At 33.3% G+C, this 13,349-nt stretch carries 15 protein-coding genes; 7 read left to right on the forward strand and 8 right to left on the reverse strand.

Annotated elements, in window-relative coordinates:
* Positions 1-64: 64 nt before the first annotated feature.
* Positions 65-1,003, reverse strand: coding sequence for an alpha/beta fold hydrolase (locus JE46_RS02820; protein ID WP_031453744.1), 939 nt, complete (start codon positions 1,001-1,003; stop codon positions 65-67).
* 109 nt (positions 1,004-1,112) lie between these two features.
* The gene (gene rlmF, locus JE46_RS02825; protein WP_031453745.1) at positions 1,113-2,063 is read right to left on the reverse strand and encodes a 23S rRNA (adenine(1618)-N(6))-methyltransferase RlmF; all 951 of its coding nucleotides are present in this window, start codon (positions 2,061-2,063) and stop codon (positions 1,113-1,115) included.
* 218 nt (positions 2,064-2,281) lie between these two features.
* Between rlmF and JE46_RS02830 the strand changes: the two genes are divergently transcribed.
* From JE46_RS02830 to JE46_RS02855, 6 genes are all read left to right on the forward strand, one after another.
* The gene (locus tag JE46_RS02830) at positions 2,282-3,148 is read left to right on the forward strand and encodes an archaemetzincin (RefSeq protein WP_031453746.1); all 867 of its coding nucleotides are present in this window, start codon (positions 2,282-2,284) and stop codon (positions 3,146-3,148) included.
* Positions 3,149-3,235: 87 nt separating this feature from the next.
* Positions 3,236-3,769: an NADPH-dependent FMN reductase gene (locus tag JE46_RS02835; RefSeq protein ID WP_031453747.1), complete on the forward strand. Its 534-nt coding sequence runs from the start codon at positions 3,236-3,238 to the stop codon at positions 3,767-3,769.
* Between the two features lie 88 nt (positions 3,770-3,857).
* On the forward strand, positions 3,858-4,208 hold the full coding sequence (locus JE46_RS02840) for a cupin domain-containing protein (protein WP_031453748.1): 351 nt from the start codon (positions 3,858-3,860) through the stop codon (positions 4,206-4,208).
* Between the two features lie 132 nt (positions 4,209-4,340).
* Complete coding sequence (locus tag JE46_RS02845) at positions 4,341-5,492, forward strand: MFS transporter (protein WP_236010728.1); 1,152 nt, start codon at positions 4,341-4,343, stop codon at positions 5,490-5,492.
* A gap of 46 nt (positions 5,493-5,538) precedes the next feature.
* On the forward strand, positions 5,539-6,471 hold the full coding sequence (locus JE46_RS02850) for a peptidylprolyl isomerase (protein ID WP_031453750.1): 933 nt from the start codon (positions 5,539-5,541) through the stop codon (positions 6,469-6,471).
* 102 nt (positions 6,472-6,573) lie between these two features.
* Positions 6,574-6,879: a cytochrome c gene (locus JE46_RS02855; protein ID WP_031453751.1), complete on the forward strand. Its 306-nt coding sequence runs from the start codon at positions 6,574-6,576 to the stop codon at positions 6,877-6,879.
* Positions 6,880-6,983: 104 nt separating this feature from the next.
* Here the strand turns inward: JE46_RS02855 and JE46_RS02860 are convergent, their stop codons facing one another.
* The 3 genes from JE46_RS02860 to JE46_RS02870 all read right to left on the reverse strand — a co-directional run bounded on the left by JE46_RS02860 (position 6,984) and on the right by JE46_RS02870 (position 9,298).
* Complete coding sequence (locus JE46_RS02860) at positions 6,984-7,379, reverse strand: GreA/GreB family elongation factor (protein ID WP_031453752.1); 396 nt, start codon at positions 7,377-7,379, stop codon at positions 6,984-6,986.
* Positions 7,380-7,734: 355 nt separating this feature from the next.
* Positions 7,735-8,289 carry a thioredoxin family protein gene (locus JE46_RS02865; RefSeq protein WP_031453753.1) on the reverse strand — a complete coding sequence of 185 codons (555 nt, stop codon included), beginning with the start codon at positions 8,287-8,289 and terminating at the stop codon, positions 7,735-7,737.
* Positions 8,290-8,404: 115 nt separating this feature from the next.
* Positions 8,405-9,298: an alpha/beta fold hydrolase gene (locus JE46_RS02870; RefSeq protein ID WP_031453754.1), complete on the reverse strand. Its 894-nt coding sequence runs from the start codon at positions 9,296-9,298 to the stop codon at positions 8,405-8,407.
* A gap of 132 nt (positions 9,299-9,430) precedes the next feature.
* Between JE46_RS02870 and JE46_RS02875 the strand changes: the two genes are divergently transcribed.
* Positions 9,431-9,766 (forward strand): tRNA-binding protein, encoded by a 336-nt coding sequence (locus JE46_RS02875; RefSeq protein ID WP_031453755.1) that lies wholly within the window; start codon positions 9,431-9,433, stop codon positions 9,764-9,766.
* A gap of 159 nt (positions 9,767-9,925) precedes the next feature.
* On the opposite strand, the gene JE46_RS02880 is transcribed toward JE46_RS02875, so the two are convergent.
* The 3 genes from JE46_RS02880 to JE46_RS02890 all read right to left on the reverse strand — a co-directional run bounded on the left by JE46_RS02880 (position 9,926) and on the right by JE46_RS02890 (position 13,343).
* Complete coding sequence (locus JE46_RS02880; RefSeq protein ID WP_031453756.1) at positions 9,926-10,471, reverse strand: RBBP9/YdeN family alpha/beta hydrolase; 546 nt, start codon at positions 10,469-10,471, stop codon at positions 9,926-9,928.
* A 157-nt stretch (positions 10,472-10,628) separates the two neighbouring features.
* Positions 10,629-12,887: a glycoside hydrolase family 3 N-terminal domain-containing protein gene (locus tag JE46_RS02885; RefSeq protein WP_031453757.1), complete on the reverse strand. Its 2,259-nt coding sequence runs from the start codon at positions 12,885-12,887 to the stop codon at positions 10,629-10,631.
* 87 nt (positions 12,888-12,974) lie between these two features.
* Complete coding sequence (locus tag JE46_RS02890; protein WP_031453758.1) at positions 12,975-13,343, reverse strand: PUR family DNA/RNA-binding protein; 369 nt, start codon at positions 13,341-13,343, stop codon at positions 12,975-12,977.
* Between the last annotated feature and the right edge of the window lie 6 nt (positions 13,344-13,349).

A 13,349-nucleotide genomic window follows, 5' to 3' on the forward strand; every position in this document is an offset into this window, starting at 1 on the left:
AGTTTTGTAAAGATACAAAGTTTGAATTCTATAAAATATATTACCAAAAGAATTAAAATTGCGATTATTCTAAAAAATCAACAATAACAGCATCGACAATTTTCGATTGGTCAATAGTCAAAAAATGTCCGGCATCCTTTATTATTTTAGTCTTGCTGTTTGGTAAAAATTCTTTTGCTTTTACAAGACTCTGTTCAGAATTAATAACGTCCTGATCACCTATAATCACTAAAACAGGGCTTTGTATAGATTTTAATTCCTCATTAGAAAAAGGGGTCATTTTTAACATACTTGAATTGGAACTGGCATATTTATTAGCCAGATAAAATTGTCTTTTATATACCGGGCTTATTTTTTCAGGATGTGTAGAGAACGTTTTTAATGTGTTTAGGAATTTCTTTTGGCTTGGAAAAATCTTTAAAAATAAAGCAGAAGATGTTTTTCCAAGCTTGTCTATAAATTTAAAAGTTTGAGCCGGGCTAAGTAAAACTATTTTATTAATTGAATTTGTTTTTTGAGCAGCCAATAAAGTTGCGATCCAGCCTCCTCGTGATGCTGCTACTATATTGAAGTTTTTTAATTTATAGTGATTAAAAACTTCATTATAAAACAATACGATTTCTTCTTTTGAAAGCGGCTTGGCCATCAAGGTTGATTTTCCCGGTTCCATTATAAAATCGATAGCATGGATGCGGTTGTTTTTTGTTAATGCTTTTATGTTTGGATACCACATAGTCGAACTGGCATCCATTCCGTGCAGTAACACCAAATCTTTTCCGTTTTTAGGCCCTGCTAATATAACATGAGCGATTCCGAAACTTGTTTTTATATTTTCTTCCGTATAGGGAACATCCCAAAGTTTTAAAGCTTTGTTATAGGAGTTTAAATAGTTCTGTTTTTCTCTTTTTGTCTGAAAAACGTAATCTTCAAATTTTGCTTTTTTAGTAGATGCACATCCAAAAAGCAAAAAGAAAATCATAGATTTAAGGAGTATTCTTGTCATAATAGTAAAATTCAAATTACTATTAAAGGTACTTATAAATGGTTCAATGAGAGTATCAAAATTTTTATTTAAACTATCATAATTACAATTTTTTACAGAACTTATAATTTTAAATTTTCCATGCTATTTGTTCTGATTCACTTAAAAAACTCCAGGCTACAATTCGGCTTGTTTTTTGACCCTGAGACATATCAATCGTTCTTACAGATGCGGCATTCACTTTATTTAGCGTTTTGTAAATGCTCGAAAGATTTTCTCTTTTAGAAACCAAAGTAGTAAACCATTGGCATTGCATGGCATATTTGGCACTTTCGTAAATCATTTGAGTAATGAAACCAATCTCCCCGCCATTGCACCATAACTCAGCATTTTGGCCTCCAAAATTTAAAACAGGGTTTGTTGTTTTCTTTTCTTTTGGATTTAAATTTGAAACTTTACGTACTGTACTTTGTTTGGCATCAAGAGCAGAAGCATGAAAAGGCGGATTGCACATTGTAAAAGTAAATCGGTCCTCAGGTATGATTATATTTTTGAAAATGAAACGGGATTCGGTTTGTTGCTGTAAACTGATTGACTCAATTAATTTAGGGTTTCCTTCGATAATTTTACTGCAATTTTGTATCGCTTTTTTATCGATATCTGTCCCAACAAAACTCCAATCGTAAATAGCATTTCCTAAAATAGGGTAAATACAGTTTGCTCCGGTCCCTATGTCCAAGCCTAAAACGGATGATCCTGCAGGAATATTTCCGTTATTAGTTTCAGCCAATAAATCAGCTAGATAGTGAATGTAATCAGTCCTACCCGGAATTGGAGGGCAAAGGTAATTTTTAGGAATATCCCAATTTTGAATGCCGTAATATGTTTGCAGCAATGCTTTGTTTAGCATTTTTACGGCATCAGGATTACTGAAATCGATCGTTTCAATTCCATGAATGTTTGTGGTAACATATGTTTTTAACTCCGGACAATTTGAAATAAGAAGTTCGAAATCATATCGTGAACGATGAAGATTTCGTGGATGTAAATTGTTTTTTTCAGAGTTGGGAGTTACAGTCATTTTATTAATTTGAAGCAAAGGTAATCATTCCTTTTTTTATAAAATATTTTATAAACCATAGCCATTATGTTAGTATACATTATTACTGTTTTGGTTTTGTAAATAAAGTTTTAACCGGAAAGCATTTTTTTTTCTTTGTTATAAGAAAAATTCTATAAAATTATTGCGATTTTTAGATTTTGATTATTTATTTTTGGCGCCATAAGCCCCAATTATATATGAAAAAAGTTACACTTCTGATTATTATACTTTTGTGTTCATGCATTGTACAAAGTGAAAATGAATATTTCGACCAGATTGAAAAAAATGATGTTAAATTAACAAAACCTGTTGAAGGTGAATGGCTGTTTACCCATAAAGAAAAAGGACAGAGTTTTGAGCAATTCATAAATTCGAAACATATTGTTCCAACCAATGAATCCAATATTATTTATATCAGACCAATCGGTCATTTTAATTCTCTGCAAAACAAGCAAATAGAATTACTTCGGGAGTATCTTGAAATTTACTTTCAATTAAAAACAAAAACATTAGAAACTGTTTCAAATGATGTAATTCCTGAGTCTGCACAAAGAATTGGACATGAAAATAACCAACAGTTTTTAGCAGGGTATATTTTGGACAATGTTTTAAAAAAAGACAAACCTTTAAACAGAATTGCTCTGATGGGTCTGACCGAAGTTGATTTATACCCAAAGCCGGAATGGAATTTCGTTTTTGGATTAGCATCTTATCGGGATAAGGTTGGTGTAAGTTCGATTTACAGACTACAGGACGGAAAACTGACTCCTGATAATTTTAATCTCTGTTTGTCGCGACTGTTGAAAATAGGCTCTCATGAAATAGGTCATATGTTTGGTTTGCATCATTGTATTACTGCAGACTGTGTAATGAATGGAACCAATAGCATGAGTGAAACAGACAAAAGTTCTATAAGATTATGTTCCGTTTGCCAGAAAAAGCTAAATTCGGGTATAAAGTACGATAATATAAAAAGACTAACAGATTTAGAAAGATATTTTGAAAAGAATCATTTGGCTGAAGAACTTCTGTTAATAAAAAAAGATATTGCTGTCATTCAGTAAAATACTCTTACAGCAATCATTTTAAACTATTTGTGTTTATTATATTTACAAATCAAACAGTTTGGAAATATTGTTTAAAGAATTAAAATGTCAATTAAAAAAATAAAAATTTTTGCCATAACAGGAAGTACAAGAAAGGATTCGAGTAATTTTAAAATTCTTAAATTTATTTCGGAGAATATAAACGATCAGTTTGAGATTGAAATATTTGAAGATTTAGAAAGAATTCCACATTTCAATCCGGATTTGGATGATGAGTTTCCTCCTGAAAAGGTTATTTTTTTCAGAAACAAAATTCTCAGGGCAGACGGAGTGTTAATTTGTACTCCTGAATACGTATTTAGTTTGCCCGGAAGTTTAAAAAACGCTCTGGAATGGTGTGTTTCAACCACCATTTTTTCAAATAAAAAGACAGGATTAATAACAGCATCAGCATCTGGTGAAATGGCGCATCAACAGCTTTTGTTGATAATGAGAACATTAGAAGCCAAATTCGAAGAGCATAACCAGCTTTTAATTCAGGGTATTCGAGGTAAAGTTGATGAAGCAGGGATGATCATTAATTCACAAACTTTAGAAGTACTTGCGCTTTTTATAAAAGATTTTGAGAATCAATTTTAAAAGTGAATAGTGTAAAACAATTCCCGACGAAATATTAACTCATCTAAATGCTTTATTTTTGTATAATAAATGAAATAAATAAATGACTATGGAAAGTTCTGTTACAAGTAATGAATTCCTTTTCGGAGAAGAAATTCAGTGGGAAGTAGTTGGAGAAGGTGTCAAACGTAAAATTCTGGCTTTTGACAGCCGCGTTATGCTGGTTAATGTATATTTTGAAACAGGCGCTATTGGAGCTTTACACGAGCATTATCATACGCAGGTAACCTACGTTGCAAAAGGTAAATTTGATGTTACAATAAACGGAGTGACAAAATTATTGAAAGAAGGGGATAGTTTTTATATTCCACCCCATGCTATTCATGGTGTTTTGTGCGTTGAAGAAGGAATGCTGACAGATGTTTTTAGTCCGATGCGTGAAGATTTCATGAAGTACTAAATCGGCATAATCCATAAAATATAGAGTTGATTTGATTGAAATTTTGAAAATTTTATACATTTTTTAAAATTTTACTACAGATTAGATTGGTATTTTTGCAGCATGAATTTATCTAAAACGAATGTCCTGTTTATGGCAGTTTGCACTGGTCTTATAGTTGCAAATCTGTATTACTGCCAGCCTTTAATTGTCTTAATTGCCAACGAATTTAAAATCCCCCAAGCCAGTGCGGGGACCATAACGTATCTTACACAGGCAGGTTATGCCATCGGATTGTTTTTTATGGTTCCTCTGGGAGATAAAATCGAACGTAAAAGGCAAATTTTAATGACCACTTTTGCCTCAGTTATTGCATTAATCATTGCAGCTACGGCAAAAAGCTTTCTTATTTTACAAATTGCGTCTTTACTTATCGGAATTACGTCTATAGTACCGCAGCTTATTTTACCTCTCGCAGCATCATTAAGCAGTCACGAACAAAGAGGAAAAGTTATAGGGACTATTATGAGCGGCCTTTTGGTCGGAATTTTGCTTTCGCGAACTTTAAGCGGTTTTATTGGAGAAACTTTAGGATGGAGATCAATGTTTTATATTGCTGCCGCAATTTGTCTTTTAATCTTTTTTGTCATTCAGAATAAATTCCCGGTCAATAAACCTCAATTTCTGGGAACTTATGGACAATTAATTCAGTCTTTATTTACACTTATAAAAACACAGCCAATTTTGCGTGAAGCAACTTTAATCAATGTATTTAGTTTTGCCCAGTTTGGCGCTTTCTGGACAACAATGGTTTTATTGCTTTCCGGACAACCTTTTAATTTTAACAGTGCTACAATTGGTTTATTCGGAATTGTTGGAGCTTCAGGGGCCTTGGCAGCACCGTTAGTTGGGAAAATGGGCGATAAGGGAAATTCAAGAGTTGCGGTTGGTTACGGTTGTCTGTTGATATTGATTAGTTTTTTGGTGTTCTATTTCTCAATTGAAAGCGTTATCGGAATTGCAATTGGAATTGTATTTATTGACATTGGAATCCAAGGCGTACATATCTCAAATCAAACCCGTGTTTATGCATTATTGCCTGAGGCCAGAAACAGATTAAATACTGTTTTTATGTCGTTTAGCTTTTTAGGAACTGCCGCAGGATCTGCTTACGGATTATTGTTGTGGAAATTAGGAGGATGGCATGCGGTAACGGTTGGCTGCGTGGTTTTGTCTCTATCATCTTTAGCTGTTTACGGACTTACTTATAAATCAAAATCTAAAAAAATAGAAAGCACAAATTGATATAAAATTAATTTGTAAATTTGCGTTCAATTAAAAAATAACAACAATGGAAAACGGAATATACGCTAAATTCAATACTGGTAAAGGTTCGATTTTAGTAAAATTAGCACACGAATTAGCACCAGGAACTGTAGGGAATTTTGTAGCTCTTGCAGAAGGAAATATGGAAAATAAAGTAAAACCTCAAGGACAAAAATTCTATGATGGTTTAACATTTCACAGAGTTATTCCTGATTTTATGATTCAGGGTGGTTGTCCAAAAGGAACTGGAACAGGAGATCCGGGATACAAATTTGATGATGAGTTTCACCCAAGTTTAAAACACGATCGTCCTGGAGTTTTGGCAATGGCAAATTCAGGACCTGCAAGTAACGGTTCTCAGTTTTATATTACTCACGTTCCCACTTCATGGTTAGATAATAAACATACTGTTTTTGGTCACGTTATCGAAGGTCAGGATGTGGTTGATGCAGTTGCTCAAGGTGATAATCTGGATGCTGTAGAAATCATCAGAGTGGGTGAAGAAGCTCAAAAATGGAATGCAATTGAAGCTTTTATTGAATTAAAAGGAGCTCGTTTAAAAAGAGACGCTGCTTTAAAAGCTGAATCTGAAGCAAAAATGGAACAATTAGCTGCTGGTTTTGATAAAACAGAAAGTGGTTTACGTTACAAAATGATTCAAAAAGGAGAGGGGAAAAAAGCTGAGGCTGGAAAAACAGTTTCTGTTCACTACGAAGGTTCTTTAGAAAACGGAAAAGTTTTTGATTCTTCTTACCCAAGAAAAAAACCAATCGAATTCAGATTAGGCCAGGGTCAGGTGATCGAAGGATGGGATGAAGGTATTGCTTTATTGCAGGTAGGAGACAAAGCTCGTTTTGTAATCCCGTCTGATTTGGCATACGGTCCATCAGGTGCAGGAGGAGTGATTCCACCACATGCAACTTTGATTTTTGATGTTGAATTAATGGATGTTAAATAAGAATTTATAAAGCAATTTAGTATTGTTTTAAATAATAATCCCATTCGATAGCCGAATGGGATTTTTTTTATATTTACTTCAAATAAAAACAAATCCAAAGCAATGAAATCAAAAATTTTAACTTTAGCTGTATTGATCATACTAGTTTCGTGTGGAGCCCCAAAAACAGCTGTTGCTCCGCCTACTCCCGCAGTTACTGAAACCGTAAAGGCAACCGAATTAACACCTGAACTCGCAGAGGGTAAAAGCTTATATGAAAATAGTTGTGCCAGATGTCACAAACTATACGAACCAAAGAAATTTACTCAGGAAAAATGGAAGCCAATTTTGGAGAGAATGCAGAAAAAAGCAAAGTTAGACGATGTTAAAATGGCTTCTGTCACAAATTACATTCATTCACAATTATAGAAATTTATATTGTATAAATGACAGAAAAACTATTCAGTAATTTTTATTGAATAGTTTTTTTTGCGTATAAAAAAAACACCTTCAAAGAATGAGGTGTTTAAAAATTAAGAATTGGCTACATCTGAATTGTCTACTGCAATTATTTTTAAAGTTTTTAATCCTGCCGGTAACTCCCAGTCAACCTGGTCATTTTCTTTAAATCCAATAATGGCAACACTCAAAGGCGCAAGGATAGAAATTTTGTTCTGCTTAATGTCAGCCATTGATGGCAAAACAATTTGAATTTTCATTTGTTTTCCAGCCTTTACATCTTCAATCATAACATAAGAATTGATTCTGATAACCGAATAATCTAATTCATTTTCTTTTATAATTTTTGCTCGGTCTAATTCCTGCGAAAGTTGTCCAATTTCTTTAGCATTAGTCGAATTTTTACTTTTTAATATCAATTCCCGTAAGAAATGATAATCTGTTTTACAGAAAATAGGTGTTGGTTTCATATTCTATTGATTAAATGTTTGATAAAGTTTCCCCATTCCACATTAACTAATTGCCAAATTGAAATTTAAAATTGGGTCATTTTTAAATTTCTGTATAAAAGTTATTAATTTGAAAGAAGAAAATCTATCAAATAAATTTATGTTGGAAACTGGTGAAATCCTCCGTCTTAAAGAAGAAATGAAATAGACGGAGGCCTAATTGATAAAGGCCTTACTATGTGAAATTAATACAGACGCAAGTGGTTTTCTATTGAAAGAAAACAACAAAGTACAGGCTGTAAAAAATAGAGTAATCACAATGGTATAATTTATTTTGATTTGCTAAGATAGCTAAACTTTTAAATGGTTGTACTGATTATTTCCATTTAATATTACAGCCTATGCTAGGCTTTTGTATCTCGTTTAAAGAACGGTTATAGATTATGGCGTCAATTGCACTTCGCAGATCGCTTCCGCTTAATGGGATTCCGTTTCCAGGTCTTGAATCATCTAATTGACCACGATAAAATAAACGGTCTTGGTTATCAAATAAATAAAAATCAGGTGTACAGGCTGCATCATACCTTTTGGCCACTTCCTGGGTTTCATCAAATAAATACGGAAAATCTATTTTGTTCTCAAAAGCAAATTCAGTCATCATTTCTGGTGAATCCTGCGGAAATTTTTCAATATCATTACTTGAAATAGCAATAATACCAATTCCCTGAACGCGATAATCATTGGCAATCATGACAATTTCGTTTATTACATGAAGCACAAAAGGGCAGTGGTTACACATAAAAATGACCAGAGTACCTTTTGATCCTTTTAAATCTTCAAAAGAATATTCATTATTTGAATTGGTATCTTTTAAATTGAAGTTTGGGGCAATAGTACCAAGTGGAATCATATTTGAAGGAGTTCGTGCCATTTTCTACAAAATTAGTTATTCAAAAATAACTTTTATTCTGTAAAAGAAAGTCGGCAACTATAAATATATCCAAAGATTTTAGATAAGTAAACTCTTTGGATATAAATTTAATTTTTTATGCATTTAAAAAATCGAGCAAATCCTGATTTAATTTGTCTTTCTCGGTATAAAACAGACCATGTGGTGCACCTTCATAAACAATAAAAGTATTGTTGGGTATGGCTGCTGCAGTTTTTTCTGAACTCAATTCGATAGGAACGTTTTTATCGTCATCCCCATGAATAATTAAGGTGGGAACCTTAATGGTTTGAAGTTCGTCCCTAAAATCTGTAGTGTTTAATGATTTAGCGCATTCAAGAGTAGCTCTTGGTGAAGCTAATGAGCATAAATCTCTATAATATTCCAACAAAGGCGTACTTAAGGGTTTATTAATGATATTTATTCCAAAAAATGTTTTACCAAAATTATCAAGAAACCCTATTCTGTCTTCTTTAATTGAAGATGCAGTTGCTTCCCCTTTTTCTTTTGAGCGACCTTCCGGATTGTCATCGGTTTTTAATAAAAATGGAATGATGGATGAAATTAAGGCTGCCTTTATCACGCCTTTTCCAGCATGACGACTAAAATATCGAACGACTTCACCGCCTCCCATAGAAAAGCCAACAAGTGTGATATTTTCTAATTGAAGCTGATTAATAATCTCACTTAAATCGTCTGTAAGAGTATCGTAATCGTAACCATTCCAAGGCTGTGATGATTTACCAAAGCCACGGCGATCATAAGCTATAACTCTAAAATTATTCTGAACTAAAAAATCAATCTGATACTCCCACATCTCATTCGATAGTGGCCATCCATGAATTAGAATTACCGGTTTTCCTTTTCCGTAATCTCTCACATAAAGTTTAACATTTTGAGCTGTCTCAATATATTTATCTGTGTTTTGCAATTGAATATCAAAATCTGAATCTCTAAGAGATGTATTGTTGTTTGTTAGACTATTTTCCATTTCTATATTTTTATTTGGCTTAATAATTTGATTTGTAAAATTAAAAGCACAACTAAAAAAAAGGGTTATAGAATTGGTATCATTTAATTACAAAATTAATAGGTTTGCAAATAAACTTATTACAAATAAAAAATGGATTTAACCTGGAATGAATTTGAAAGAACCGACATGCGTGTTGGAACCATAATCAATATAAATGATTTTCCTGAAGCAAGAAAACCGGCTTATCAATTGACGATTGATTTTGGTTCTGAAATAGGTATTAGAAAATCATCGGCACAAATTACCAAACGTTATCAAAAGCAAGATTTGATTAACAGGCAAATTGTAGCTGTTGTAAATTTTCCTAAAAAGCAAATAGGGAAATTTATGAGCGAATGTCTGGTATTAGGTGCTGTAGGCGAGGAGGGAGACGTAATTTTACTAGCTCCCGATTTTAAAATAGAAAATGGATTGCGAATAGGATAGTATCAATATCGCTAAGTTAAGAGGTTTTATTTGAAATAATTGCTGATTTTTGATTAACGATTTTTGAGTTCAGATTTAAAAAAAAACATCGTAAAATTGAAAAACAATATTTAGGTACATCAAATCTGAAATCAAAAATCGTTAATTCTCAATCTAAAATCACTTTAGTTTTTCAATCAACTTCTGCAAAATTAATTGTCCCTCTTCCCAATATTTTAAATCAGAATCAGAGTTAATGTGTCCCTGCTGTCCCACATTTACAAAATCGCTGCCCCACATTTTTGCAAAATACTGTTTTCTCTCAAAAGAAGCATAAGGATCATTTTCGCTTGCAACTACAATTGAAGGAAAAGGCAATTGATAAAGTGGCATTGGTGAAAAATTTCTAATAATATCTGGGGTGTGTTCAGGCGAATCGACATCTGCGGGAGCTACCAATAAAGCTCCGATTATATTTTTATTAGAATTGCTTTCTGCCCAATGTAAAACCAAAGAAACTGCGAGACTATGTGCTACTAAAATTGTCGGGTTTTCAATTTTTGAAACTTCTTCATTTAAGCGTTTAATCCAGTCTTCCAGAACTGGTTCATCCCAATTGTCCTGAATTAAACGAATAGAATTTTTAAATTTTTCATGCCAAAAGGTTTGCCAGTGTTTATCTCCGGAGTTTCCGAGTCCTGGTAAAATCAATAATTGTGTTTCCATTGCCGTGGATTTATTTAAGATATTATTTTTCTTTTCTTTTTAATTCGTTTACTTTATTGCACTGTTATAATATTGAATATTCGTTTTGGTTTTATGCTCTGATTTTTGGGCAAAAGAAGAAATTTCAATAATAAAGGCTGTTTTTTAAGAATATAAATTATTCAACTTTAAAATCACCTTCGAGACCGTTTTCTGCATTTGATGCTATCCAGAATTTGAAATCTCCAGATTCTGTTTTGAATTCCATTTTATCATTATAAAACGCAAGATCTGAAACTGGAATAGAGAATTGTATGGTTCTAGATTCTTTTGGTTTTAATTCGATTTGTAAAAAGTCTTTAAGCTCTCTAACAGGCCTTACAATGCTGCCTGTAATATCACGTACATACAATTGAACTGTTTCTGTTCCTGTTTTGTTTCCGATGTTTGTAATATCGGCAGATACAGTTAGTCTATCATTGTTTTTGAGATTCGATTTTTCGATTTTCAAATTGGTATATGAAAAATTTGTATAACTCAAACCAAATCCAAAAGGAAATTGTGGTTCATAACCTGCATCAAGATAATGCGAATTATTCCCTAATGAACTTTGCCATGCTTCGACCGGAATGTCCTGAATCGCTACAAAAGTTTTAGGGTCTGCAGGTCTTCCTGTGTTTGGGTGATTATAATAGATAGGGATCTGTCCTACTTCTTTTGGCCAGGTTACCGGTAATTTTCCTGATGGGTTTGTCAATCCCTGCAATAGGTCAGAAATTGCAGGACCAGCCATCGTACCAGGATGCCAAGCCATAATAACAGCGTTTACTTTTGGCAGCACGGCTCCTAAAGTGATAGGTCTTCCAGCCATTAATATTAATATGATTGGTTTTCCTGTTTTATGTAATTCGGCTATTAATTTTTCCTGCAGGCCGGGTAAATTAATATTGGCTCTTGAATGCGCTTCTCCGGAAAGAATAGCTTCTTCTCCTGCAAAAAATAAAATTGCATCTGATTTTTTAGCTTCTGCAATTGCTGATGCAAATCCTTCTTCGGATAATGAACGGCTATGCGAAAGCCCTGATGCGTAAAATACATTATTTTGCCCAAAACTATTCTGTAATGCTTTTAATGGAGTTTGGGAGTTTTCCTTATTTCCATCAAAAGTCCATGTTCCTAATTGTTCACGGGGTGCGTCTGCTAATGGGCCTATAACCGCTACTTTTTGATTGGATTTTAAGGGTAAAATTTCATTTTCATTTTTTAATAAAACACAGCTTTTACTGGCAGCTGTTCTGGCCGTTTGTAAAGCCTCTGCATTTAATAATGAAAATTTTTCACGGTCTTTAAAATATGGGTTTTCAAAAACCCCGGCTCTCAATTTTATTCTAAGAATATTACGAACCATTTCGTCTAATTGCTTTTCGGAAATTTTTTTTTCAGAAATTAAGTTTTTTAAGTGATGTGCATACGATAAACTGGTCATTTCCATGTCCAGTCCGGCTGATGCAGATTTAAGTGCCGCCTCTTTTTCATCGGCGGCATAACCATGAGGAATCATTTCAGTAACCGAATTCCAGTCACTCACAACAAAACCATCATATTTCCATTCTTCGCGTAAAATTTTCTGGAGTAAAAAACGGTTCCCCGAAGCCGGAATTCCATTAAGGTCATTAAAAGAACTCATAAAAGTTGCAGCTCCTGATTTTGCTGCAGCCTCAAAAGGTTTTAAATATACATTTCGAAGTAAGGATTCTGAGATGCTTACCGTATTGTAATCCCTTCCTCCCTCAGCGGCACCATACGCTGCAAAATGTTTTGCACAAGCTAAAATTTGACCAGGAACAGAAGGATTATTGCCCTGAAAACCTTTTATGTAAGCAACTCCCAATCTCGATGCTAATAAAGGATCTTCACCCGGAGATTCTGCTATCCTTCCCCATCGTGTATCTCTTGCAATATCAACCATTGGGGCGTATGTCCAGTTTATGCATCTTGAATAGGACTCGTTAGCTGCGATTTTTGATGTTTTTTCAACCAATTCCATATCCCAGGAAGCTGCTAATCCTAATGGAATCGGGAAAATAGTTTTATATCCGTGAATGACATCCCTGCCAAACAAGAGAGGGATATGTGTTGGACTTTCTTCTACTGCAATTTTTTGTATTTCAAGAACAAGATTAGGCTCTGTCAGATTTAGAATCGCTCCAACCAGTCCCAGCCGAACTTCATTTTTTAATTCTTCAGATAATCCTTTGCTTCGGCTAGAGGTTCCTTTCAGGCATAATTGACCAATTTTTTGTTCCAAAGTCATATTTTTGATGACCTTGTCTATTTTTTTTTCAATATTTAAATCTGATTTTTGGCTGTACGATATTGAACTTACCCAGAGAGAAAATAATAAACAATAAAGTAGTTTTGCGGTTAATGTTTTCAAGATGAGATGTTTTTGATTTAAATATATAAAAAAAGTCCAAAATGCAGAACAAATTGGACTCGTACTTTTTAAAAAAGTTATATTGGATTAAATATCGTCAAAATCAATATCTGTAAAACTCGATCTTTGCCCTTCAGGTTTATCAGAGCTGTATTCTTTTTTGAAATCTTTTTGGTGTCTTTCAGATATTACTTCTTCGCCTTTGTGGTTCAAAACATATGAAGTCATTTCTTCCAGTATTTCGGAAAAAGCACTAAAATCTTCTTTATATAAGTAAATTTTGTGTTTTTTAAAATGAAAAGAACCGTCTTCTTCAGTAAATTTTTTGCTTTCGGTAATTGTAATATAATAATCGTCAGCTTTTGTTGCTCTCACATCAAAGAAATAAGTTCTTCTTCCGGCGCGTAATACTTTAGAAAAAATCTCTTCTTTTTCTAACATGTCATTTTCTCTCATAATACG

It is taken from the genome of Flavobacterium chungangense LMG 26729 (genome assembly GCF_000735715.2).
Lineage (GTDB): Bacteria > Bacteroidota > Bacteroidia > Flavobacteriales > Flavobacteriaceae > Flavobacterium > Flavobacterium chungangense.